The sequence below is a fragment of the Streptomyces colwelliae genome (assembly GCF_048158785.1).
Classification (GTDB): Bacteria; Actinomycetota; Actinomycetes; order Streptomycetales; family Streptomycetaceae; genus Streptomyces.
On record NZ_JBLTJC010000055.1, the window covers coordinates 15901 to 40633 of the forward strand.

Here is a 24733-nt window from a genome sequence, read left to right on the forward strand (position 1 = left end):
TGTTCACCTCTCCCCGGCCAGCCGTGCGGCCGCGACCGCCGCCTGGCCGTAGCTGATTCCGCCGTCCCCGACGGGGACCTGACCGCCGACCAGCACCCGCAGTCCCTGCGCGTGCAGTCGGCGTTTCACCTCGGTCAGCAGCCGCCGGTTGACGAAGCAGCCGCCGCCGAGGCAGACGGTGTGCGGTGCGCCGTCGGCCACCGCCCGTGCGACCAGTTCCGCGGTGACCAGGCCGAGCGTCACGTGGAAGGCGGCGGCCAGCCTGGCCACGGGTTCCCCGTCGGCCTGCCGTTCCAGCAGGTCGGTGAGGGTGGGCGTGGGGTCGTACACCCACAGGCCCTGCGCCCGTACGACGCGGTGGGCGAGCGGTACGGCGTGTTCGTCGCCCGCCGCCGCTTCGAGCAGGACGGCCGCCTCGCCCTCGTAACTCACCCGGTCGGCGAGGCCGAGCAGGGCGGCGACCGTGTCGAAGAGCCGTCCGGCGCTGGAGGCCTGCGGGCAGTTGACGTTCCGGGTGACCATGGCGCGCACGATGTCGACTTCCGCCGGATCGAGCCGGTCCGTGAAGGACCGGGTCAGCCACGGGTAGGGGAGCGGGGAGCCCAGGGTCTCACCGCCGAGCAGCCGGCCGAGGGCCGTACGGGAGGGATGGCGTACCGCCGCGTCGCCGCCGGGCAGGGGAGCTGTCGCGAACCTGCCCACGCGGCGGTAGCCGCTCAGGGTGGCGACGAGGATCTCGCCGCCCCACAGCGTGCCGTCGTCGCCGAGCCCGAGGCCGTCGTAGGCGACCCCGAGGAACGGACCCCGCACCTCGTGCTCGGCCGCGCAGGCGGCCACGTGCGCGTGATGGTGCTGCACCGGGACGCGGCGCAGCCCCTGCGCCTCGGCCCACCGCGTGGACAGATAGCCGGGGTGCAGATCGTGCGCGAGGGCCACCGGCTCGATGCCGGTGAGCCGCTTGAGCCGGTCGTACGACGCCAGGAACGCCTCGTGGGCCGCGACGTCCGCCAAGTCGCCCGTGTGCGGCCCGAGATGGGCCCGGCCGTCGGCGGCGAGCGTGAACGTGTGCTTCAGCTGGGCGCCGGCCCCGGCGACGGGTTCGCGCACGCGCAGCGGCAGCGGGGCCGGGGCCAGCCCGCGCGCCCGGCGGACCGTGATCCTGGTGCGGCCGGTGCACTGCACCACCGAGTCGTCGTAGCGGGAGCGGATCGGTCGGTCGTGGGTGAGGAAGCCGTCCGCGACGCCCGCAAGGACGCGCCGGGCCTCCTCGTCGTCGATGGTGATGGGCTCGCCGCCGAGGTTGCCGCTGGTGATCACGAGCGGCCTGGCCAGCTCGTCGAGCAGGAGGTGGTGCAGGCCGGTGGTGGGCAGGAACAGGCCGATGCGGCGCAGGCCGGGATGCACCTCGGGCGCGAGCGGGTCCGTGCCGTGCCACGGCATCCGGGCCAGCAGCACCACGGGACGCGCCGGGGACGTCAGAACCCCGCGCTCGGTGGCACCGATCCGGGCCAGCCGCGCCGTGGTGCCGAGGTCGCGGACCATCACCGCGAACGGCTTCGTCGGGCGGCGCTTGCGGCGCCGCAGCTCCGCCACGGCCACCGAATCGCCCGCGTCGCACACCAGTTGGTAGCCGCCGAGCCCCTTCAGCGCGACGATCCCGCCCCCGGCGACGCACGTGACCGCAGACCGCAACGCCGCCTCACCGCGCAGTTCCCCCCAGGCCAGCTCCGGTCCGCAGACGGGACAGGCGATGGGCTCGGCGTGGAAGCGCCGGTCGGCCGGGGCGGCGTACTCGGCCGCGCAGTCCCGGCACAGCGGGAAGCGGCTCATGGTCGTGCGGACACGGTCGTAGGGCAGGTCCTCGATGATGGTCGCCCGTGGCCCGCAGTCCGTGCAGTTGATGAACGGGTAGCGGTGGCGCCGGTCGCGGGGATCGCGCAGTTCGCGCAGACAGGCCTCGCAGATCCCCGCGTCGGGCGGGACCTCGCGTGCAGCGCCGTCTGTGTGCGGGGGCGCGCTGTGCCGGACGTGGAATCCCGGACGGTACGCCGACTGCCGTCCGCCGTCGGCCAGTTGGACCCGGCGTACCCGCGCCAGCACCGGCGCGTCGGTCCGCAGCCGGGCCGCGAACTCGTCGATCGCGTGGGGCGGTCCGGCGATCTCACCCTCCACATGACCATTCACGTTGGCCACCCAGCCGTCGAGGCCGAGCCGGGCCGCAGTGCGGTACACGAAGGGACGGAAGCCGACACCCTGGACGGTGCCGTACACCTGGAAACGCCGCATCATCACGACCGCCCCCCGGCCAACTCGTCCTGATATCGGGTGAGTTCGTCCTCGACTGCCGTCACGAGCGGGTCGACGGCGGCGGCGACGGCGGGGGAGAGACCGGTGCCGAACGAACCGTCGGCGCCCTCCACCGCGTACACGACCAGGCGGCCCGGCAGAAGTTCGAGGACCCGCGCCAGTTCGACGGCCTCGCCCAGACCCAGTCCGTGCGAACTGGTGGTCCGCGGCCCGTCGAGGCGCTGGGCGTCGAGTTCGAGCCGGTGGACGCGGCCGGGGGTGCCCGGGTGCGCGTGGGCCGCGTCGACGACCACGGCGAGCGCGGCGCTCTCCCACAGTGCGATCAGCCGGCCGGGATCACCGTCGCAGGTCGCCCACACGGTGTCCAAAGGGTGCGGCCTGGCCTCGGCCCGCTTCCGGAGCCGTTCGACCACGGCCCAGCCCACACCGTCGTCGCGCCGGAACTCGTTCCCGACGCCGATGACGGCGATGCGCGTACGCGTCCTCATGCCTCTCACCGCCCCGGTCTATGACGGCACGACGGCGACAGGGCAGCGCGCGTGCTCCAGGAGGGCCAGGGCGGTGGAGCCCGGGGCGGTGTGCCGTCCGACCACCACCAGTCCGGACGTCTCGGAGGCGTGGGCCAGTGCCCCGGCCGGGGGGAACAGCAGTACGTCCTCCCGGACGTCGACGTCCGGGTATTTCCCGCGCCACGGACGCAGCGCGTCGGACAGCAGGTCCTCCTCGTGGTCCTCCCAGGTGGCACGGTCCGTCTCCGACACCGGTACGGGCGACGGGGCGGCGCCCGCCGGGAGTGCCCACGCGTGCACCGCGTGCAGCCGGACGCGGTGCAGGCGGGCGGCCTCGAAGGCGAAGCCGAGCGCGCCGCCCGCCGGGTCACGGGCATCGACACCCACGGTCACGGCGTCGGTGTGGTCCGGGGCGTCCGTCCCCGCGAGGGTTTCGGGCACCAGCACCAGGGGGCCGGCGCACCCGGTGGCCAGGGCCGCCGCGGTCGACCCCAGGGCGACCCCGGCGTGCCGGCCCTCGCCGCGCAGGCCGAGCACGACCAGTTCCGCGTGTGCGCCCACTGCCCGCAGCTCGGGGACGGGCGGCCCGGTGAGGCTCACCGCCCGGACCGTCAACGACGGGTGGCGGGCGGTGAGTTCGGCGACCACGTGGTCCGCCACGGTGTCCGGGCGGTAGGGCCACCGCTCCACCGGGTCCAGGTTCTCCGGCGGTGCCACATGCACCACCCGCAGGGGCAGTCCGCGCCGCAGTGCCTCGCGCGCCGCCCAGTCCGCGGCGACACGGCTGCGTGCCGACCGGTCGACTCCGGCGATGATCACTCGTTCCATGGTGTGCCGCCCTCCAGGTCCGTGGCCCTTCCACCCTGACCGTGCGGGGCGGGCCCGGGCAGGGGCCGAACGGACCCCGGTCGGAGACCTGGCGGCCCCTACCTGCCCGTAGGCCGCGGGACGACGCTGGAGGGGAGGAGCAGACCGAGCGCAGGAGGTGCGGATCATGCTGCCGCCCGTCATCGCCGGAGTCGACGGTTCCGCCGAGAGCCTCGCCGCCGCCGACTGGGCCGCCCGCGAGGCGGCACGCCGCGACCTGCCGTTGCGGCTCGTGCACGTCTGGAACTGGCACCCGCGCCAGGAGGACGGCGAGCCCGTCACGGCCGCCATGGGGGTACCTCCCACGCCCTTAAGGCAGTGGGGGAGGCATCAGGCGCGCCGTGTCCTGCGGCAGGCCAGGGCGAGGGTCCGTGCCGTCGCCCCGAACGTCCTCCCGTACGACGAGCAGGTGGAGGGTCCCGCGACCGCCGCCCTGCTGAAGGCGGCCGAGGAGTCCGAGCTGCTGGTGCTGGGTTCACGTGGGCTGAGCGGGTTCACCGGGTTCCTGGTGGGCTCGGTCGCCCAGGGTGTGGTGGCCCGTGCCACCCGTCCCGTGGTTCTCGTCCGGGTGGACGAGGAAGCCGCCGGCGAACACCTTCCGGCGCGCGGCGGCCGCCCCTCCGTCCTGACCGGCTACCGGGACGTGGTCCTGGGCGTCGACCTGGGCGAGCGGTGCGACGCGGTGATCGAGTTCGCCTTCGAGGCGGCCCGGGTCCGTGGCGCGCGGCTCCGCGTGGTCCACGCCTGGCGGCAACCGTCCGCGCTGGGGCTCGGCCCCGGCGAGATCGGCCTGATGGGCGGAGCGCGGCGGGCCGAGGAATGGCTCGGCTTCCTGTCCGCCGTACTCCAGGTGTGGCGCGACAAGTACCCCGGCGTCGAGGTCACCGAGACGGTCGCGGAGGGCCGGGCCCGGTCCGCGCTGCTCCGGGCCGCCTCGGGAGCGAGCCTCCTCGTGGTCGGCCGGCACCTCACCGACCGTCCGGCGGGCCCGCGCATCGGGCCCGTCACGCACGCCGCCATCCATCACGTCGGCTGCCCGGTGGCCGTCGTACCCCACGAGTGAGAGGCCCGAGTCCTGATGACCGCACCGACCAAGTACGTGTACGAGTTCGCCGAAGGCAGCCGCGAGATGGCGGCCCTGCTGGGCGGCAAGGGGGCGGGCCTGGCCGAGATGACCCGGCTCGGGCTGCCCGTGCCGCCCGGATTCACCGTCACCACCGAGGCCTGCAAGGCCTACCTGAAGACGGGCGAGGAACCGCCTGAGCTGGCCGTCGAGGCGGCCCGCGCACTGGCCGCGCTGGAGCGGGCCATGGGCCGCACCCTCGGCGCGCCCGACGATCCGCTGCTGGTGTCCGTGCGCTCGGGCGCCCGCTTCTCCATGCCCGGGATGATGGACACCATCCTCGACATCGGCCTCAACGACCGTTCCGTCACCGGGCTCGCCGAGGCGTCCGGGCAGGAGCGGTTCGCGTGGGACTCCTACCGGCGCCTCATCCAGATGTTCGGCCACACCGTGATGGGCGTGGACGGCGACCTGTTCGAGGAGGCCATCGCCGCGCACAAGGCACGGCGTGAGGTGACCGGTGACCACGACCTCGACACCGCCGAACTCGTCCTGATCACCGAGGAGTTCAAGGCCATCATCCGCAAGGAGACCGGCGAGGACTTCCCGCAGGACCCGGCCGAGCAACTGGCCCGCGCCATCCGCGCGGTCTTCGACTCCTGGAACGGCGAACGTGCCCACATCTACCGCCGCCGCGAACACATCTCCGAGGACCTCGGCACGGCCGTCAACGTCCAGGCGATGGTCTTCGGCAACCTCAGCTCCCCTGTGACATTCGAGAGCAGCGGCACCGGCGTCACCTTCACCCGCGACCCCGCCACCGGCGAACGCGGCATGTACGGCGACTACCTGCCCGACGCCCAGGGCGAGGACGTCGTCGCGGGCGTCCGCGACGCACTGCCGCTCAGCGAGCTGAAGCGGCTCAACCCGCGCGTCTACGTCCAACTCGCCGATCACCTGCGGACGTTGGAGCGGCACTACCGCGACCTGTGCGACGTCGAGTTCACCGTCGAGCGCGGCAAGCTGTGGATCCTCCAGACCCGCGTCGGCAAGCGCACCGCCGAGGCCGCCTTCCGCATCGCCCACGACCTGCGCGAGGAGGGCACGATCACGCCGGACGAGGCCCTGGTCCGCGTCGACGGCGCCGAACTGACCCGCCTGATGTTCCCCCGTTTCGACACCACCCCGGCCGACATACCCCTCGCCCAGGGCGTGCCCGCCTCACCGGGCGCGGCGGTCGGCGTCGTGGTCTTCGACTCCGCCGAGGCGGTACGCCGTGCCGCGGCCGGCGAGGACACGGTCCTCGTCCGCCGGGAGACCACCCCCGACGACCTCCCCGGCATGATCGCCGCACAGGCCGTCCTGACCAGCCGGGGCGGCAAGACCAGCCACGCGGCCGTCGTCGCACGCGGCATGGGCAAGGTCTGCGTCTGCGGCGCCGAAGCCCTCACCGTCGACCCGACAGCCCGTCAATTCACCACGGAAGCAGGGGTGTTGGTGCACGAGGGCGACACCGTCTCCGTCGACGGCACCGCCGGCACCGTCCACCTCGGCGCACTCCCGCTGACCGCGTCCGACGTCGGCCGCGCCCTGGAGACCGGCGCCGCGAACGGCCCGCTCACGGAGGCGGTCCTGGGCGCCCTCACCCACGCCGATTCCGTACGACGCCTCGAAGTCCGGGCCAACGCGGACACCCCCGAGGACGCCGTACGCGCCCGCAGTCTGGGGGCGCAGGGCATCGGCCTGTGCCGTACCGAGCACATGTTCCTCGGTGAACGCAGGGCGCTGGTCGAGGCGATGATCCTGGCCCGCGACGACAGCGCCCGCCGGGAGGCCCTGGCCGCTCTACTGCCCCTGCAACGCGAGGACTTCACCGGAATCCTCACGGCGATGGACGGACTGCCGGTGACCATCCGGCTCATCGACCCGCCGCTGCACGAATTCCTGCCGGACCGCACGGAGTTGGCCGTACGCCTGGCCCGCACCGAGCACCCCGACCCGCACGACCGCGAACTCCTCGCGGCCGTCGAGCGCATGCACGAGCAGAACCCCATGCTCGGACTGCGCGGCGTCCGGCTCGGCCTGGCCGTACCCGGTCTGATGGCCATGCAGGTGCGGGCGATCGCCGAGGCCGTGGTCGCGCGGCTGCGCGCCGGCGGCCGGCCGCGCGCCGAGATCATGATCCCGCTCGTCGACACGGTCGAGGAACTGCGCCTGGCGCGCACCGAGGCGGAAGCCGTCCTCGCCGAGGTCCAGGAGGAGACCGGCACGACCCTCGACTGCCCGATCGGCACGATGATCGAGCTGCCGCGCGCCGCGCTCACCGCGGGACGTATCGCGGAGTACGCCGACTTCTTCTCGTTCGGCACCAACGACCTGACCCAGACCACCTGGGGCCTGTCCCGCGACGACGCCGAGGCCTCCTTCTTCCCGCTGTACCTGGAGAAGGGCGTCTTCACCGTGTCGCCGTTCGAGACGATCGACCAGGAGGGCGTGGGCCGGCTGGTGGAACTGGCCGTCGAGGCGGGCCGGGCGGTCAACTCCCGCCTGGAGACCGGGGTCTGCGGCGAACACGGCGGCGACCCCGAGTCCATCCACTTCTTCCACCGGGTGGGGCTCGACTACGTCTCCTGCTCGCCGTTCCGCATACCGGCGGCACGCCTGGAGGCCGGACGGGCGGCACTCATGGACACGACCGGGGGCAGCGACAGCAGGTGACTGACCCGGTCGGACGCGACGGCAGTGCGGGCACAGGTCTCCTCCGTGATCAAGGAGTGTCGCTCCATGGCCACGGGGCCTGTGCCTGCCTCACCTTGAGGACGTCCTGAGCGCTGGCTTCTCGTTCTGGAAGATCAGGTCGAGGTTCGCCTCATGGCCCTTCCCCACTGAGAGGACCTCGGTCCGTCAACTCAACCTGGCGGCCGATTGACGGGGCGAGCACGGGCGCCGCCCGAGAGTGGCGAGGCGGCGCTGGACTCCCCTTCCGGCGCCACCTCGCACTTGACCGTCCTCACCAGCCACCAGAGGCGCGACGCGGGAGTGCACCCTGGACTCGAAAAGGCTGGGAAGGACGAGGGGCTGGAGCTACGTAGTCGGCGATACGGCTCCAGCCGCTCACAGTGGTCAGATAGTCACTGCGACCCGGGGGCAAGGGGCCGAAAGATGCGGGCCAACGAGAAAGGCGAAAGCCCTGCACGGCGAGCGTATGCCAGCAAGGGTAATGGCGGTAGCGCGTGATTCAGCCGATACCAGCCAGGACGTCCAGTCTTCGATCTTGGCGTCCCTCGCCGGCATCGCGCGGAATTCCCTGTCCGGTGAGGGCTGTTGATCGGTTACCGTCCGACCGTTGCCGCCCGGATCCTAGGCCTCGTCATCCAACTCGCTCGCGGGTGGGAGCTGGGATTGCTGGCCGGCCACTTCGATGAGCCGATAGCGGCGTTGACTTCGCCTGCCCGCGGCTGAGCGCAGGACGAAGCTTTCCAGTGCTACCTCGACCTCTTCGTCAAGATTTGCTTTGACGGTGTTGACCAGTGATTCGTCCACGAATCCATGGATCTCCACGCCGGCTCGGGTTTCGAAATAGAAGATCTGCCGACGCGTACGGAGGCCATCGAGGCGTCCCTGCATCCGGACGATCTCTCGTTCCTCGCGGATGATATTGAGCCGCTCGCGGAGAGACTCGGACTGCCCGGCAGAGAGGCTGGAGACGATGCGCTCTCCTGTCCCGCGCTTCACGGCCAGGCTGATATCCAGATTCTGGTTGGGCAGGCCGAAGATCAAGTCAGCCACGGCTCGTCGCACCACGGGTGACGCGCTGAACAGTGAGTCCATGGACTCTTCGTCATTGGGGCCCTCAGGAAGAGCCCGTACAAGCTCTACAGCGCCGATTTCCGCCCACGACACCCCGGCCGGCGGAAGCTCTCCTCGTTCCTCGCCGTCTGGCTGGGCGTGAGGTCGCAGGTCAACGATGACCGATCCCGGCACGGAGGCGGCCACATCCAGTCGGGCGACCTCAAAGTCCAGAAGCTGCAGCTTCATGACATCCGCAACGCGACTGCGCCGCGCTTTGGCGAGTCGAGCGACAGCGCGTTGCACACGTTGAAGGAAGTCGCCGACTTCGTTGGCCGAGATCAATCCACCATGGGTGGTGTCGGACAGGCGGAAGTTGAGGCCAGGGCCTGTAGCGGCTTCCTGGAGTCCGAGCCCGCTGAACTTCATGGCCGATGCTTGGAGGCTGGCCCGGGCAAGCTGGGAGAGTGGATCGCTGCCCTCGGTTGTCTGGAGGGCGCGGACGTAGGCGTCGCGAAGCTCGTTACTCACCAGCTCACCTCCAGATATCCCTTGATCGCCCCAGGAGCGGGTTCTCCGTCAGGCCCCTTCACCTTCGACCAGATCCCATCCCAATACTCCTCCTGCTCGACGACGCCCGCGATGACGACGAAGCTGTCGATCAGCCCGCCCATGGGCTGGACGCGGTTGGCCCGTAGCTGAGGCAGCTCCGCCTCCACGCCCTGGAGCGTGAACAACGGAATGAGCTTCTCGTGATCCTTGTCCGTCAGTGGTAGCGACGGGTCGATGAGAACGGCCAGGTCCAGATCGTCCGGCGGAGCTTCCTTATAGGTGCAAAATCCACCATCCACCCAAAAGGTGCCGTGCTCAAGAATGTCGCCGATCATGTCGGCATACAGCTGGAAGGCGCGGAAAATGCGCCTCCGGTGAGTGGAATGCGGAGCCGCCTCAACGAAGATCTCTTCGATCTCGGCCATCGACGAGATGTGACGGCCAGGCGGTAGCAGACCACTGTCAGTGAGCGCTGGAATCACGGTCCCCCCTCATGCCGGCGCAAGCCGACCATCCCGCAGCTCTGACGGGTCACCATAGCTGTGACACCAGCGCACAGAAATAGGAACGGCTGTCTCCCGTGGGACAAAGGTGCACCGTCGTTGCTTGAGCATCCTGGGCGAAGGACGCACAGGACGCGGTTACGTTGCGAGAGCGTGCGCGCTTGACATTTGGTCAGGCGGTTCCGGTGGGTGCCGGAGGAACGGGGTGTCTGGCCGTGCCCCGTGCGCGAGGCTTATCTCGATGGTGCTGGCCAGAGCGGAGTTCAGCGGCCTCACGAACGACCTCGCCGCAAGCTCAGAACAGAGCTGGCACAGCCGCCTCGATGAGATGCGGTCCCGGCTCGGCGAACGCTTTACGTAGTTGGGCCGAGAAGCCCCCGGAGGTGTCGGCGCGCGACGCTGGTACACCCATGCCCCGCGCGAGGGCGACGAAGTCGAGGCCGGGCCGGGGCAGATCGAGCAGGTCGCGGTGAGCTGGACCGTCCGCGGTAGTGCCGAGGCGCTGTGACTCCATGTCGAGGATCGCGTACGAGCCGTTGGCGAAGATCACCGTGGTGGTGTCGAGCCCTTCGCGGGCGTGGGTTCACAGCGCCGAGATGATGTACATGGCACTGCCGTCGGCCTCCAGGCACAGCACCGGCCGGTCCGGGCAGGCCCTCGCCGCGCCGGCGGCGAGCGGCAGGCCCTGGCCGATGGCCCCACCGGTGAGCGTGAGCCAGTCGTGGCGTGGCGCGCCCGCCGTGGCCCCGGGGAGCCAGAGGCCGGAGGTGTTGGCCTCGTCCACCACGATTGCCCACTCCGGCAGGAGCGCCCTGACGACGGCCGCCGCGGTCTCGGCGGTCAGTTCGCCGGTGGGCAGCGGCGGCCGTACGGCGGCCCGGAGCACCGCCGGTGCGACCGCGGCCAGTCTGTCCGCCAGGTCGTCCAGCGCCGCCGGGATGCCGTCGGCCGTCGTGGCCAGCGTGTGGATCCGGCAGCTGTCGGGGGTCAGCTCACTGGGCAGGGTCGGGTGGGCGAAGAACGACACGGGCGCGCGGGCGCCCACCAGCACCAGGTGCCGTACGCCGTCGAGTTGGGCCATCGCCCCTTCGGCGAGGTAGCCGAGCCGCTCCACGGCGGGCAGGCCGGCGCCGCGTTCCAGGCGGGCCGGGAAGGTCTCGCACAGCAGCCGGGCACCGGTGGTGGCGGCGATCCGGCCCGCCGTGCTCAGGGCCGGTTCGCGGGTGGCGGCGCCGCCGAGGAGCAGAGCCGCGGGTTCGCCGGTGCGCAGGGCGGCGGCCACCGAGGCAACGGTCCGCTCGGGTACGGCAGTCGGCGGCCGGGCGGCGACCGGCGGCGCGGGCCGGGCACCTTCCGACCAGGACACGTCGGCGGGCAGCAGCACGGTGGCCACCGCCTCCGCCACGTCGGTACCCACCCTGGCGGGGGCGTCGCAGCGGCGGACCCAGCCGGAGACGGTACGGGCCAGCGCGTCGACGTCCGACTCCAGTGGCGCGTCGTACTTCTTGTGGAAGGTCGCGTGGTCGCCGACCAGGTTCACCACCGGGGTGCCTGCGCGGCGGGCGTTGTGGAGGTTGGCCAGGCCGTTGCCGAGTCCGGGGCCGAGATGCAGCAGGGTGGCGGCGGGGCGGCCGGTCATCCGGCCGTAGCCGTCGGCCGCGCCGGTGGCCACGCCCTCGAACAGGCAGGGCACGGCGCGCAGGGTGGGTTCGTCGTCCAGGGCGGCAACGAAGTGCAGTTCGGAGGTGCCGGGGTTGGCGAAGCACACCTCCACTCCGGAGTCGACGAGGGTCCGGGCGACGGCATGGGCGCCGTTCACGGTGATTCCGCCTTTCACGCGCTCAGTCGTGTTCATTCCGGCAGTGGTGCTCGTTCCGGTTCAGTCGAAGAGGACGCCGGGGTTGAGGATCCCGTCGGGGTCGAAGGCTCGCTTGATCCCGCGCATCAGCTCGACCTTGGCGGGGTCTTCCAGCTCCAGGAAGTAGCGCTTCTTCGTCGTACCGATGCCGTGCTCGCCGGAGACGGCCCCGCCGAGGTCGACTCCCGCGCGGAACAGCCGCCGTAGGACTTCGTCCCGCAGCTTCTCGTCCGGCTGGAAGACCGCGAGGTGCACGTTGCCGTCTCCCGCGTGTCCGCAGCCGGTGATGATCGATCCACTGCTCCGGGCGATCACGTCCGCCTCGGCGAGCAGCTGGGGGAGGGACGCGCGGGGCACGACGATGTCCACGACCTCGTCGGCGCCGGCCGACTTGGCGGCCCAGAAGGCTCGTTCCCGTGCCTCGATCAACTGGCGTGCCGCCGCTGCCGGTAGTACATAGACGTCGGCAGCGCCCAGGTCGAGCAACTGCCCGCCCAGAGTTTCCACATCGGCTTCGAGGCGGTCGGCCGACCGCGCTTCGAGGACTGCGACCAGATAGCCGAGCGCGGTGGCGCGGAGCTGCTCGGGGATGCCGAGCCCGAGATCCTGCTGGGCGGTCATCGCGGCCATCGTGAGCATGTCGACGTACTCCAGGGCCAGCGGGTCCAGGCCTCCGGCCAGTAGGCGCGGTACCGCTCGCGCGATCTCCTCGGCCGTGGCGAAGGGCGCCAGCACCGTCGCGCCGTGCCCGGCGCGGGGCTTCAGCCGCAGGACCGCCTCGGTGACGATGGCCAGGGTGCCCTCGGAGCCGACGATCAACTGAGTCAAGTCGTAGCCGGTGCTGGTCTTCACATACTTCCCGCCGGTGCGCACGACCGCCCCGGAGGCCAACACGGCCTCCACGCCGAGGACATGGTGCCGGGTGACGCCGTGCCGCACGGCGTGCATGCCGCCGGCGTTGGTGCCGATCGTGCCGCCGACCGACGCGCTCTGCTCACCCGGGCGTACCGGATAGCACAGCCCGAACTCGGCGGTCCTGCGGTCGAGTTCGGCCAGGGTGACACCGGGTTGGACGACGGCGACGTGGTTGTCGGTGTCGATCTCCAGCACCCGGTTCATCCGCTCGAACGACACGACGACGCCGTCCGCACCAGGTACGCAGGCTCCGGACAGCCCGGTGCCGGAACCCCGCGCCGTCACGGGGATCTGCTGTGCGGCGGCGACCGCGACGACCCCCGACACCTCGGCGGCCGACGCGGGCCGCACCACGAACCTCGGCCGCCGTGCCACGGCGGCCAGTGACTCGTCGTGTCCGTACTCCTCCGGCACACGGTCCTCCGTGAGAACGTGCTCCGACCCCACCACCTTCGCCAGAAGCGTTCCGGTGCCGGTCATGATCCGGCTCCCTTCGTCGAACCTCTCCCGCCCCGGACGCCCCGCGCCTGCGGGCCGGAGACGCGCACGCCATGGTGCGGCCGTGGTGATGGCCGGTGACCCGGCCAACTGGCCTTGCTGTGGGGCCAGTTGGCCCTTTCTCCCCGGGACCCCGGTCTCCTTACGCCAGCACGGACTTCAGCACGTCGAAGGCGGTCGCCGGCGAACGGCTCCAACACCGCCCACTGCTCGTCAGAAAGATCCCCTCGCCCCACACCGAGATCGTCAGGAGCCGCGACGAGGAACGGAGCCGATTTTCAAAACACGGCCGAGTGGCCAAGTATGCGGCGAGCATGCGGAGGCATCCCTGTCAGCTTTGTATTCGGGTGAGGCGGCCAGCGCGAGGGCTGTGCAGTCTCGACAATCAAAACCGCGCAGATGTGACTCTCCAGCAGACCTGGATGCGGTGATGTGCCTTCTGGTGAGCAGGAGTCGCTTGGCTTTCTGAACTGCCGACTTGTTGCTCAGGGAGGCGCTGAGGGCGGAAGTGTCCACTCCGGCCGATGGCCAGGACCGCGAGGGCGAAGCAGTCGAGGCCAACGCCGGTGAAGGCGACGGTTGTCCGGCCGCCGTCGGTATTTGATGGCCGTCTGCCGGGGATGCCCGCGGCAGTCGAGGCCGTGGCGGGCGACCTCTGACGGTGAGTTCCACCGTCACCGTCGGCCTTTCACCCGAGTGGCCAACTGGCAGTTGGTCTCTCCACTGCGCTGTCGGTGGCACCTGCGACTATGGGGCAGTGGCAAAGAAGAAGCCGTCGAATCTCGCAGAACACCCGCCGCCGACGCCCGCGACGTTCAAGCAGTTGTACGGGACCGCGTTCCGATGCGCGAAGCCTGAATGCCGGGAGCCGCTGTACCGGGTGAACTCGGACACCGGTGAGACGATTCTGAACAGCAATGTCGCCCACATCCATGCCCGCAGCGAGGGTGGGCCTCGGTGGAAGCCGGGCATGACGACTGAGGAGAATCGCCACTTCGACAACCTTCTGCCCATGTGCGAGGCGCACGCACGGGAGATCGATGTCACCCCAGACCACTATCCCTCGTCGCTGCTGCACGAGTGGAAGCAGGCGCAGTCGGCCGAGTTCGCGCGGTTCCAGAAGGGCTGGGATCTCTCCGATGAACAGGTTGAAGACATCGCGAGCCTCGTCTCAGTAGTTCACGATGCTGTCGCTGCGATCAAGAGCGCGATGCCCTTCTCACCACAGCAGCGTCCGAGAGCGGACGCGCTTGAGCTTGCCGTACGTCGTGTCCGCGCCGCCCGTTCCACGCGCCTCAACGCCGTGGCCCCCGGCCGTATCGAGGAACTACTGCGCTGGATGGGTACCGAACCGGGGCTACTGGTCTCGGCGCGCGCGGGCCAGTTCCGGGTGCTGGTTGCCCCGATGGGGGCCGGCAAGACCGAGGAGGCGTGGTGCTGGTTCGAAGCAGGGCTGCAGCAGGCCTACGACGACGACGCGGTGGACATTCCGGTGTGGCTGGAAGCTTACGAGGCCGCAAGAGGACTTGAGGATGCGGTGCGCGCCCGGCTGGGCAAAGACCCGCAGTCCCGGTGCCGAGTGGTGGTCAACGATCTGGATCATGTTGATCCGCCACTCGCTCGCCGACTGGTGGCGGACGCCCGCCAGTTGGTCGAGGTCTGGCCGCACGTGGCGGTGGTGGCGACCGCGCAGCCCGGTCTGGATCTGGCGTCCGCGGAGGTCATCGAGATCGAACCGTGGCCGACACGGCGCGGGGTCGAGCTGGTACAAGTGGCGCTGGGCAGCGAACCGCCGCGGCAGATCTGGACCCCAGAGACGATCGAGCTGGTTCAGCGACCGCTAACGGCGCTGGCGCTGGCCGCAAGGCTGGCTGCGGGCCGCACCGCCGACGTGTCGCGGCTTCAACTGCTACAAGACCTTCCGCAAACGATCATCGCCAACCGTCGGCCGGCTGCGGCCAGCCCCACGGTGTGGGATGCGCTGGCGCGGTTGGCAATCTTGATCCTTCAGGCGCGTGGTCCGGTACGGGCGGCGGCTCTGGGGAACCAAGCAAATGTATGGCAGCTGACGGATACCGGCCTGGTTGTGGAGCGCGACGGGCGGCTCAGTTTCGCCCTGCCCGTCTTCGAGCAGCACTTCGGTGCCCAAGCGATAGCCACCGAAGCGTTCGGAATCGAACAGGCCGCCGACCGATACTCGTTCCCTGCATGGCGCTACGCCATCGCAAGCGCGATCGCAACCAGTTCCCGAGAATCCGGGCGCGAGACGCTTCTGTGCCGCCTGGCGCAAGCCAACCCCGCAGCACTGTCCTGGGCGATCAACGAGATCGAATCCCGCGATATGCGCACCGGGACGCGCATAGGCAACAATGTCGATCTCACCAGTGACAGAACCGTATCGCCGTGCTCCGGAGGGCGAGCGGGCGCTTCCATTGCGGCCGGCTCTCAACTGCGAGAGGCCTACACGGCGCTGCTCAACGGATTCGGTCCATCGGCCACAGCACTGGCGAACCACCGCGACGGTGAACTGATGCAGTGGGGAGTGGACTTGACGGGCGACTGGATGACCCTGGCAGAACATCGGGAACGGACAGCACCTCCCCTCGTCGCACTGCCGGACTTCGACCAGGTGCGCGACTTGCGAGCATCCGGCTGGCGCTCCACTGCGTTTTCATATCCGTCCGGGGAGTTCGGGCGATGGCGATGGGCGCGCGCCCGGATCGGAAAGGGTCTCGAACAGGCCGTGCGGCGGCGGGTACTTGCCACCAGCGCCGACAGCCCCCTCACGAGCGAACGCATGTGGTTCCTGAGCTGCTTCGTCACGAGCACCAGTGGGTTCGTACTCGGCCGTCAGTCGATCCCAATCGACGAGGTCCGAAAGAGCGTTGCGCCCATGATGGAAAAAGTCCGCAACTCCGTATCCTCCAGATGGCAAAAGGGCCGCCACATGGTCAACTCGGCCGACGTGATTTGGCTGGACGCTCAGTTTGCACGCTTCGAAGGCGCGGTCCTCAAATGCCCCTGGCCTTTCCCTGATCAGCCAATGCTGCGACATCAGTGGCGTTCGCAGGGATATTCACCGAAACTCGCCGAAGATCTGACCACCCGAGTACTCGTTGATGCCGTCGCCGGATACCTCGACCTGGTCCAGACGAATTTTTCCGCCTTCGGATCCGCCCTCGGCCTGTACAGCATCCTGCCCGTGGACATCCGCGGCACCATCACTCAGCCGCCAGAGAGCGAGGACGGGTACCCCGCCAGCTTGAGCTTCTCCTGGCACCCGAACCCGAACAAGTCGTCCATTGCAGTGCCTGACATTGAGTTGAGAACCGAGACCTACCCAGGTCAATGGCCACTTTGGTACGCGCCGAGCGGTACCCGACCCGAATCACGTACGGCCTACCACCTGCCCATGGTGGAGGACGGTGTCCTGCTGCTCGGCGACCACCGCCCAGCATCCAACCTCGCCTACGAATGGCTTGCCCGAGATCTCCACGCCCTTGGCTGGCTGGAACAGCCCATCACGTTCCACGACTGATGAGACGTAGTGCGCCCTACAGCGAACCCGGTGCGGTCCACCCCTGGCGGCCCGGGATTCCCGGAGGACGCCTGTGTGGGGTCGTGCCTGGTAGGTGAGGCGTTGTTCCCCGTGTTCGTGCCCACACCCCTTGAAATCCATCGCCGAACCGGGGGCAACCTGGGGACTTTTCGGGGACTTTCAAGCCTGTCCCAGGGACTTTTCGGGGATTTTCCGCCGAGTAAGCAGGGAAGGCCCTGACAGCGCTGAAAGAAACGAACGCGCTGGTCAGGGCCTACTTTCTCAGCACTCGATGATGTTCACCGCAAGCCCGCCCCGAGCCGTCTCCTTGTACTTCACGAACATGTCGGCCGCCTCGACATCGGCGACCTGGGCTGGATCAACCAGCACTCTGACGGAAACTCCGGCGGAACACGTCCGTGCCAGGAACGGGCGGGTAGCGGCTATGGTGAGGCCCCATCTGGGAAGCATCCGTGGGAGGCTGACCGCCTATGACCACTGACCCCTTGGAATTGATCATCTAGGCGCCGTGCTGGCAGCGTGGCCACCCCGTCCTCCAATATCGAGGCGTGGATATCTGGTTCCGATTCATCACCCGTCGTCAGGCGGAACGGTAACGAGAACGCCTGGCGCCGTTAGGTACTCCTGCGGGTCCACGAGATACCAGGGCTCACCGCACAGGAACGCGGAGCGATTACCTCGGCCGCCTACCATGCCTGCTCGGACGGACAGCTGTTGCTGTGGAGCCGGGAACGACGCGCTGCCGCCGCCATCGCGCTCACGCTGCTGTTTGCCCTCATGGGCTGCGCCAGTCTGCTCTGGTTTGTTAACAGGGGCGTCCGCAGTGAGTTGGGGAGCTGGCTCGTATCCCACGTGCCAGGGGAGGGCCTGGGTTCGTCCGTCCGCACCCAGGCGCTGATCAGCGTCCCGCTCATCGGCCTCGGCGCCCTGCTCATCCGCTTGAACACCTCCATGCGAATACTGCGCTCCGCCCTCGGTGACGGTAGTCGGGTCGCCTGGGGCCTTCCCTACGCGACGGTCCCGCTGCTGGCTGTCATCCTCGTGGGCTGTCCATGGGCCGCGGCAACCATTGCCGACGTCTACGCTTCATGGCCCACTGGATGGAACATCCTCATCGCCCTGGCTCTCGGGTTCGGCGGGGTGCTGGTCCGCGTGATGGTGGTTGGCGACGGCTGGATACAGTCCGTCCGCCCGGCCCCGTGGAACTGTAGCGATGACGAAGCGATCCGATCCCTCTTTTTGAGCACGGTCAACCTGTACCGGTCACGCGACGACTGGGACAGACCTTCGGAGGTCGCCTACTTGCGCAACCACATTGATGCCGGTGCCCGCCGTGTTGGGAACAACCGAGTACCTCTCCGTGCGGTCCGCTTCCGCGAGCGCGGACTGCGCGCCGAAATCCGCCACAAGCACAGCAAGTTGGCCGAACAGCTCCGTCTGCACAGTCGCTCCCTCGCCCAAGTCCACTCCCTGTCTGGCTACGACCGCATCTGCGACTCCCTGCGGGCAGGGCTGCTCGCCGTAGTCAGATCTGATTGGGACGAACTGCTGCGACACGGACCCGAGCTGACTGCTGCCTCGCAGCTTCGGCGTGCCGCCAACAGGCTCACCGGCCCGGCCGTACTCGTTGCGGCGGGGCTCCTCATCCCCCTTCTTCCCGGCGTCGAACCCGTGCCTGGCGATAGCGTACGAATCCTTCTGTTTGCCTCCGGAGCCCTCGCCCTGCTCCCAGCCGCTACCAGCGATCTGGCCCGCAGCAACGTCCAAGGCGCGCTGGACAAAGCTCTGTTCAGCAACGACAAGATCTAGGAAGACGGCCGCCGACGGAGCCGACGTTTCCAACAGCATGTTACTGACGCCGGGACCGACCACGCCGCGTTCACCGTGGCCACAACTGGTGAGCGCGTTACGTCGGCCGGGGCCAGGACTGTCCAGCGGACTCGCCGGTTGGGGTCGTGGAGGGGGCGCCACATGGGTGTGGAGGGGCCGTGCTGGAGCAGGTCGGCCAGTGGCGCTGCACGTCATGGCCGGCGAGGTCGAGGACATCCTGCCGCGCCTCGTGCAGAACGCGCTGCTGCAATCCCGGAGTCGGATAAGTAAGTGAAATCTTCAGGAAAAAAGTGTGAGCCTGATCAGGTTAGTGAGTGAATTTTGTTATCGTGGTGGGGAGTTGAGTGTTCTAGGAGGGTGAGTGAGCCAGAGTCAGAAGCCGCCGGCTGGGACCGCGATGACCGCGACCGAGGCCCGTACGGAGCTCTTCGCTCTGGTGAAGCGCGCCGAGGAGGACGGGGTCTCGACTCTGATCAACAAGCGGGATGATCGTGCGCTGCTGGTGCCCCTGGCCGGGTTTCCGGCAGCCAGGCAGCCCGGCGCGTTCCCGTCTCACGTCCTGAGTGCGGCGCAGAAGGAGTTCGGTGACCTCATCACGCGGGCGGCTCGGGGCGAGCCGCAGGTGCTCCGGCGCAACACGACACCCGTCGCGGTACTGCTCCCCGTTACCGACTCAAGTGCCGTCTCGTCCGACACTGCTGCGCACCCGGGCGCGGCGTCCGCAGGAGGTGCGGTGAACAGCCCACACACACAGGACCGCGGCACTACGCCGCGCCGGCTCACCACGCTCGGCGACGCCATGTCCGTACTCACCTCCGGCCCTGCCGGAGGTCCCACCTTCGGGCTGGCCGGGCTGGACGCCGCGACGGGCGGTCTGCAGCCGGGCCGACTGACACTCGTGGCGGCCGCCCCGAACGTCGGCGGAAGCCTGCTGGGACTGGCTGCCGCGCGGCAGAGCGCGCTCGTCGACCGCCGTACGGTCCTGTACGCGGCGTCGGGACCCAACCGGGACGACATCTTCCGCCGGATCGTCTCCGCAGAGACCGGGGGCGACTACCCGCGTCTGAAGCAGGGCCGCCTCACCGAGCACGAGCAGCAGGTCGCTCACCAGTTGGTCCAGGCGGGCGACCTACTGATGATCGACGACGGCAGCGATCTGACCGCCGAGGACATCGCGGAGACCGCCCCGCACATGGAGGGTCTGGCCTTGGTGGTAGTGGATCGTCTCCAGGCCGCCCGCAGCGCCCGGCTGCCGCTGTCTGGGGACCGTCTTCCGGATGCCTCCCAGGTTCTGGCCTCCCTCGCGCGCACCCTGCACGTGCCGGTCCTTGCCATCGTGGACAGCGACGACCTCACGCTCCTGGGTCTCCTGGACGCCGACGTCACGTTGATGCTCACGCCCACCGACGATCCTGCCAAGGTCCAGGTGACGGTCGCCGAGCGTGACTTCGGCGCGATCGGCTCGGCGTACCTGAGCCCCGACCTTTTGCACGCCCGCTTCCTCGACGCCGGCGGCGCCCCCGCCGTCTCTGCGGCTGGCGACCAACCCGCGGGGCCTCTGGGCAGTGCCGTGGAGCGGGAGTTGGCCGAGGCGGCGCTTGCCTACACGTCCGGCGCCCGGCAGGGACTGCCCGCTGCCGTCACCCATGTACTGGCCGCGCTGCGCACCGCACTCACCAACGGTGCCCAGGACGTCCTTGACAAACTCGGGCCGTCGCTCGCCGAGATCGCTGCGGCGCCGCCCCAACTGCCGGACACTGACGAGGGACGCCGCCTCGCCGCCGCGCTGAATGCCTACGACTCCGCCGAGCTTGCCGGGAGCGCCGAGCAGTCCGCTGCGGGCAGCGGCCACGTCGCGGACGACGAAGACGACACAGAACGGGAAGTGGAACTTCAGCCTGGAGACGAGGAGGACGAGCCCGAGACAGCAATCTTCCCGGCGTTGAAGATCCTCAAGGACGCGGTCGGCCGCTCGAAGATGCACCCGATCCCGGTCATCGGCACCGAGGCACGGGAGAGCGGTCCGTGGCCGCTGATCAGTGAGCACATGGACGGCGAGCCCCACTGGGTCCACCCCGACGTCACCAGCACGCGCGTGCCCTTCAACCGGGAGAACGGGAAGCGGGTCCGGCGTGACCAGCTCGACGTGCCCGACTCCTTCGGCGCGGGGGTGATGTGCCTGATCGACCGCAACGGCTCCTACCCGTCCGCCTGTTCAGCCGTCCCCCTGGCCCCGAACAAGCTGCTGCACACGGGGCCTCTTGCCGCGTTCGACAAGGCGGGTGCCGGTATCTACCTCATCGACATCCCGCAGTGGCCGCGCGCCGACATGCCGCACCCGCTGGGGCGGATCATCGACCGGCCCGACGAGCAGGGCCGCGTCTGGGTGACCACCCCGCACATCAAGCAGCTGGCGAGGCTTGTCCGCGAAGAGCACCTCGCCGCGATGCCGACCATCCACGACTCGTGGACGGGCAAGGCCAACGAGTCCCTGTTCAAGCCGTTCTACGAGGCCACCCGGAAGGCGCGTACTGAGCTCGTCGAGGCCGGCGGTGAGCCGTACAAGGAGTACAAGACGCGGTTGTCGATCGCGCTGCGTCTGCTGTGGCCCAAGCGGCAGGAACAGCGGTCCCCGTTCTGGAGGCCGGACTGGCGCATGAGCATGGTTGCAGAGGCGTCCGTGCGGCACTGGATGGCGGCCTTCAAGGCGGTCCAGGCCGGGCACACGCTCATCGCGTTGCGCAACGTCGACGCGGCCCTCTTCTGGGCACCCGAGAACACGCCGCCCGCCACGTACCGGATCGGGACGGGTTTCGGCGAGGTCAAGGCGAAGTTCATCCAGGCGGGCGAGATGATCCCTGAGGGTGGCGACTGATGGCCGGGCCCACCGGCCGCGGAGGATCCCTGAGCGCCGCCCTGGGCGACCTCCTGCGCTCCCAGGTCACACCCCGCCACCGGCTCTCGTCCTACAGTGCCAAGCACTGGCACGCCCAGCTCTCCCAGCTCACCGCATCCCACCGCGGCTACCAGGCTCTGGACGAGGCCGGCCTCGACGTCACCGCCAAAACACTCCTCAACTGGCTGTCCGATCCCGAGTACAACGTCCGCCGCGGCTACCGGGACCTCATCCACACCGCCTACGAGAACGTTGCGATCGTCCCCGCCGACCTGATCCCCGACCACGTCAAAGACGGTCAGTGGGAGATCAGCGGCTACGTCACCACCGGAACCGACCGCCGCGAGCGCGGAACACGCGCCGCGCCCCTGCGGATCGACGGGAGCCGGGGCGACTGGGACGCGATCGAGGGACTCTGGATGGCTGGCGAGCTCACCGACACCGAGTTCGAGGACCACTTCATCGACGACGTCATCGTGCAGGACATCGGCGCAGGCACCGACGGATGGACCTTCGACGGCAGCAGCTACTCCGTTGAACTCAGGTAGCACCACCAGCGGGACGGGCTACTGACCACCAGAGCATCACGGGAACCCGCGTATGACCGCCAGCCCGTCCCGCGGCACAGCTGATCATCGTCTATGGGGAGGCAGCCGCAGGTGCAAGCCCAGGGGAGGCGTAGTCACCCACCGTGCCCTGGACCGACAACATGTGGCTTCGAGGCTGAGCGAAGCCGTAAAGCAGAGTCCGGGAAGTAGACCGTTCTTGGTCCAGCTGGTCCCGAGTGTCAGCCCTGTTCATCCGGTCGATGGCGTTGAGGGCTTGGCGACCTGCTTCTACGAGCCTTGGGTCGGTGGTGATCAACTCGACGCGGAACGTTGCCTCAAGAGCAGCGGTTCGCAATCGCTGCTCCTCACGGCGGGGTCCGGCGAGGTTGGCTTCCTCATGGCGCTCATGACTTGCGATGCGCGCCACGCCCGGCCCAGATCCACCAGGTTCGAGCCGGTGTCGCTTTAAGAGACGTAAGACGCCGGTTTCTCGCGTACTCCTCTCCATCACGCTCGCCGGACCCGCACCATCTGGCAGTACTGGCACGTCCCGGCTTTGTCAGGGCCGCTCTCCGTCCTCCCTGGCACCACCCGGATCAGACTGCGCTCAGCTTCAACAACCCTGCTGCGACAGGGCGTTGGTGCAGGTCTTTCATCTCCACTCGAATCAACAGCGCCTCACGGCGCAAACAAGATCTGTGCCAGAGCCCGCAGAACGCCGCCCTAGCCAGCGGATGGGTCTGGCTGAGACGTCATCCGCTTTCCGAACGTGATCGTTTAGTTCGGGTGGGTGGGCATGAACTCTCGTTCGTGGCGGGAGAGATGGGCGTGGCTCGTCCGCTCGTCTGGCTCGTGGAGGTCGCTGGTGGCGTCGGTACTCGGTCTGCTGGAGGCCAGGGAGAAGATGGTCCGGGAAGAGATCACGCGGTTGCGGGAGGAGGCCGAGCGGGTGCAGGCCGCGCTCGGAGAGGCGGAACGCGAGCTCCAGCGGTTGGTGGATGCCCGGATGACAGTGACCGAGGTGCTGGCCGGGCCGCCTTCGACGGTCGCGGAGCCGACGGGCAGCACGGTGGCGGGTTCGACAGTGCCCCGGCGGGAGACGGGCATGGCGGCGACAGCCCTCGCGCCGGACTACCAGCGGATCCTGTCGGTGCTGGAGTCTGAAGCGGGCGAGGGCATGCGCTGCCAGCAACTGGCCGTCGCTCTCGGGATGGAAGCCGTCCCGGCGAAGGTCGAGGGACTGCGGTCGAAGGCGAAACGCCTGGTGGAGCGAGGGTGGGCACTCCAGGTGCGGCCGGGAGTGTTCACCGCTCTCGCGGTGTCGACCGTCTGAAGCCGACCGGGCGACGTCCGGCCAGGCGACCGCTCATGAGCATGGTCATCGACCACAGCACCATGGCTTCGTGCATGGCCGGCAGCGTCTCGTAGTCGCGCACCAGGCGACGCGAGCGCATCAGCCAGCTGAGCGTCCTTTCCACCACCCACCTGCGCGGCAGCACCACGAACCCCGCTGTGTCATCGGTGCGTCTGACGATCTGAAGGGTGAGCCGGGGCTTCTCGCGGGCCCAGTCGACGAGCCGGCCGGCATAGCCGCCGTCCGCCCACACCAGGCGGATGGAGAAGTACTGCCCTCGCAGCCGCTGAAGCAGCGGCACGGCGGCGTCGCGGTCCTGCACGCTCGCCGCGGTCACCGCGACGGCCAGGACCAGGCCGAGGCAGTCCACCACCAGGTGCCTTTTGCGGCCTCCCACCTTCTTGCCGCCGTCCCAGCCGGAGGTCTGGCGCGGGATGTTCACCGCCGCCCGCACCGACTGGGAGTCCACGATCGCGGCCGTCGGATCCGGAAGGCGGCCCTCCTTCTCCCGGACGCGGTCGCGCAGCCGGTCGTGGAGTTCAGCAAGCAGACCCGCGACCTGCCAGCGACGGGCGAAGGCATGCACACGCCGGTACGGCGGGAAGTCCGCGGGCAGGTTGACCCACTTCGGGCCGTTGTCCACGACATAGCGCACCGCGTCGAGCATCACACGGTGGCAATAGCCCTCCGGCCGCCCGCCCCGCCCCTCCAGCCAGGCCGGAACCGGCAGCAACGGCCGCACCACCCGCCATTCCGCCTCCGTCATGTCGGAGCCATAACTCGGAGTGCGGTCCGGCCCGTCCGCCGCGTTGCCGAACCTGTGCGCGAAGCAGTCACACGACGGTGGCAGCGAGTTGGACTCCACGCGCGCGGACGCGAAAGACTGCAGCAACAGGACCTCCTGGTACTCGGTTGGGATCGCACCCCCGAACTACCAAGAGGCTCTGCTGCCATGCGTCGGCCCTCACGCGATCACCCGATCAGGAATCCTGTTCGACCAGCCCAGCCCCGTGATCGATAAGCGGATGACGTCTGAGGGCACGGGATCTCGGCTGAGCAGTCCGAAGGCTCCGTTAACGGGTTGACCAACGAGTAGGTTGTACAAGCGGGCCATTGAGTAAGTCCCCCTGGAGAATGGGCAGTTCAGCCGGAGGGGTGCTGGGTGGTCCTGTTCCGTCTGCCCTGGTGCGGTTGCTGGAGTCGCTGCGTCCGGCCGACGGAGTTGAGGCGATCAGGAAAATTTCCGGTCGATGGCCTGGCCAGGTCACTCCTGTCCGTGATGACCTGCTCGATCCGGAGGGCCGCCGATCGCTACCTGCCCCGCGTTGGTGCGAGCCATCGTAGGCATCGCGAAGTCGAACGTTCGGGTGGGCGGACGACCCACTCACGGCCAGGTCATCCTTGATGGTGCGTAGCTAGATGTATTGACCACGAACGTTGTTGACGGAGCGTCCGGGCGATTGGTTTCGACCAGCTGACGCGATGGGGTCAGAGGCTGGCTCTGCCGTGGCTGAAGTAGCCGCGGAAGCAGATGTCGGACTTGGGGATGTGGCGGTCGCCGACGAGATGGCGGCGAACGCCGGTGGCCAGTGAGGACTCGCCCGCCGTCCAGGTGTAGAAGCGACCGTCGGGAAGCTGGGCCTGTTTCACCGCTTCGAGCGCCAGGGCGCCGGGTTTGGTGGAGG

The 24733-nt window shown here is 69.2% G+C and carries 16 protein-coding genes and 1 pseudogene; 7 read left to right on the top strand and 10 right to left on the bottom strand.

The genetic code is table 11. From position 1 onward, the window contains the following. Positions 1-3: 3 nt before the first annotated feature. The 3 genes from hypF to ACNFOC_RS14415 are packed head-to-tail and all read right to left on the bottom strand — an operon-like array spanning position 4 to position 3644. Positions 4-2289, bottom strand: coding sequence for a carbamoyltransferase HypF (gene hypF / locus ACNFOC_RS14405; RefSeq protein ID WP_416959505.1), 2286 nt, complete (start codon positions 2287-2289; stop codon positions 4-6). Continuing rightward, entirely contained in the window at positions 2289-2795 is a 507-nt protein-coding gene (locus tag ACNFOC_RS14410) for a hydrogenase maturation protease (protein ID WP_416959506.1), read from the bottom strand. Before ACNFOC_RS14410 ends, hypF begins: the two co-directional genes overlap by 1 nt. 18 nt (positions 2796-2813) lie before the next feature. After that, positions 2814-3644, bottom strand: coding sequence for a universal stress protein (locus ACNFOC_RS14415; RefSeq protein WP_416959507.1), 831 nt, complete (start codon positions 3642-3644; stop codon positions 2814-2816). A gap of 166 nt (positions 3645-3810) precedes the next feature. Here ACNFOC_RS14415 and ACNFOC_RS14420 point away from each other — a divergent pair, with 166 nt between their 5' ends. Further along, positions 3811-4746 (top strand): universal stress protein, encoded by a 936-nt coding sequence (locus ACNFOC_RS14420; protein ID WP_416959508.1) that lies wholly within the window; start codon positions 3811-3813, stop codon positions 4744-4746. A 15-nt stretch (positions 4747-4761) separates the two neighbouring features. Further along, positions 4762-7464 carry a pyruvate, phosphate dikinase gene (ppdK, locus tag ACNFOC_RS14425; protein ID WP_416959509.1) on the top strand — a complete coding sequence of 901 codons (2703 nt, stop codon included), beginning with the start codon at positions 4762-4764 and terminating at the stop codon, positions 7462-7464. Between the two features lie 642 nt (positions 7465-8106). Here ppdK and ACNFOC_RS14430 read toward each other — a convergent pair. The 4 genes and pseudogenes from ACNFOC_RS14430 to ACNFOC_RS14445 all read right to left on the bottom strand — a co-directional run bounded on the left by ACNFOC_RS14430 (position 8107) and on the right by ACNFOC_RS14445 (position 12843). Further along, positions 8107-9066 (bottom strand): hypothetical protein, encoded by a 960-nt coding sequence (locus ACNFOC_RS14430; RefSeq protein WP_416959510.1) that lies wholly within the window; start codon positions 9064-9066, stop codon positions 8107-8109. Next, positions 9063-9569 (bottom strand): DUF6932 family protein, encoded by a 507-nt coding sequence (locus ACNFOC_RS14435; RefSeq protein ID WP_416959511.1) that lies wholly within the window; start codon positions 9567-9569, stop codon positions 9063-9065. The genes ACNFOC_RS14430 and ACNFOC_RS14435 overlap by 4 nt, the downstream gene beginning before the upstream one ends. Before the next feature lie 316 nt (positions 9570-9885). Next, a pseudogene (locus tag ACNFOC_RS14440) lies at positions 9886-11445 on the bottom strand (acetolactate synthase large subunit). 24 nt (positions 11446-11469) lie between these two features. Beyond that, the gene (locus ACNFOC_RS14445) at positions 11470-12843 is read right to left on the bottom strand and encodes an FAD-binding oxidoreductase (protein WP_416959512.1); all 1374 of its coding nucleotides are present in this window, start codon (positions 12841-12843) and stop codon (positions 11470-11472) included. 775 nt (positions 12844-13618) lie between these two features. Here ACNFOC_RS14445 and ACNFOC_RS14450 point away from each other — a divergent pair. The 4 genes from ACNFOC_RS14450 to ACNFOC_RS14465 all read left to right on the top strand — a co-directional run bounded on the left by ACNFOC_RS14450 (position 13619) and on the right by ACNFOC_RS14465 (position 21694). Continuing rightward, on the top strand, positions 13619-16399 hold the full coding sequence (locus tag ACNFOC_RS14450) for an NACHT domain-containing protein (protein WP_416959513.1): 2781 nt from the start codon (positions 13619-13621) through the stop codon (positions 16397-16399). Between the two features lie 735 nt (positions 16400-17134). Then, a complete protein-coding gene (locus ACNFOC_RS14455) occupies positions 17135-18229 on the top strand; it encodes a hypothetical protein (protein ID WP_416959514.1) in 1095 nt (364 codons plus the stop codon). Between the two features lie 382 nt (positions 18230-18611). After that, on the top strand, positions 18612-21125 hold the full coding sequence (locus ACNFOC_RS14460; protein ID WP_416959515.1) for a DnaB-like helicase C-terminal domain-containing protein: 2514 nt from the start codon (positions 18612-18614) through the stop codon (positions 21123-21125). Continuing rightward, complete coding sequence (locus ACNFOC_RS14465; protein WP_416959516.1) at positions 21125-21694, top strand: hypothetical protein; 570 nt, start codon at positions 21125-21127, stop codon at positions 21692-21694. Before ACNFOC_RS14460 ends, ACNFOC_RS14465 begins: the two co-directional genes overlap by 1 nt. Before the next feature lie 91 nt (positions 21695-21785). On the opposite strand, the gene kilB is transcribed toward ACNFOC_RS14465, so the two are convergent. Next, positions 21786-22202 carry a plasmid transfer protein KilB gene (kilB, locus tag ACNFOC_RS56070; RefSeq protein ID WP_521985183.1) on the bottom strand — a complete coding sequence of 139 codons (417 nt, stop codon included), beginning with the start codon at positions 22200-22202 and terminating at the stop codon, positions 21786-21788. A gap of 357 nt (positions 22203-22559) precedes the next feature. On the opposite strand from kilB, the gene ACNFOC_RS14470 reads away from it, so the two are divergent. After that, a complete protein-coding gene (locus ACNFOC_RS14470) occupies positions 22560-23027 on the top strand; it encodes a hypothetical protein (RefSeq protein WP_416959517.1) in 468 nt (155 codons plus the stop codon). Here ACNFOC_RS14470 and ACNFOC_RS14475 read toward each other — a convergent pair. Both ACNFOC_RS14475 and ACNFOC_RS14480 read right to left on the bottom strand, forming a co-directional pair. Next, positions 22999-23940, bottom strand: a complete 942-nt coding sequence (locus tag ACNFOC_RS14475; RefSeq protein WP_416959518.1) for an IS5 family transposase — start codon at positions 23938-23940, stop codon at positions 22999-23001. The two genes, ACNFOC_RS14470 and ACNFOC_RS14475, sit on opposite strands and share 29 nt — an antisense overlap. Positions 23941-24536: 596 nt before the next feature. Continuing rightward, positions 24537-24733: SIP domain-containing protein (locus tag ACNFOC_RS14480; protein ID WP_416959519.1), on the bottom strand; the 197-nt coding region annotated here is incomplete at its 5' end.

Bases quoted from the DNA above. Each gene is read 5' to 3' on its own strand.
- hypF (WP_416959505.1), bottom strand. From the start codon at position 2,289: ATGATGCGGCGTTTCCAGGTGTACGGCACCGTCCAGGGTGTCGGCTTC.
- ACNFOC_RS14410 (WP_416959506.1), bottom strand. From the start codon at position 2,795: ATGAGGACGCGTACGCGCATCGCCGTCATCGGCGTCGGGAACGAGTTC.
- ACNFOC_RS14415 (WP_416959507.1), bottom strand. From the start codon at position 3,644: ATGGAACGAGTGATCATCGCCGGAGTCGACCGGTCGGCACGCAGCCGT.
- ACNFOC_RS14420 (WP_416959508.1), top strand. From the start codon at position 3,811: ATGCTGCCGCCCGTCATCGCCGGAGTCGACGGTTCCGCCGAGAGCCTC.
- ppdK (WP_416959509.1), top strand. From the start codon at position 4,762: ATGACCGCACCGACCAAGTACGTGTACGAGTTCGCCGAAGGCAGCCGC.
- ACNFOC_RS14445 (WP_416959512.1), bottom strand. From the start codon at position 12,843: ATGACCGGCACCGGAACGCTTCTGGCGAAGGTGGTGGGGTCGGAGCAC.
- ACNFOC_RS14465 (WP_416959516.1), top strand. From the start codon at position 21,125: ATGGCCGGGCCCACCGGCCGCGGAGGATCCCTGAGCGCCGCCCTGGGC.
- kilB (WP_521985183.1), bottom strand. From the start codon at position 22,202: ATGGAGAGGAGTACGCGAGAAACCGGCGTCTTACGTCTCTTAAAGCGA.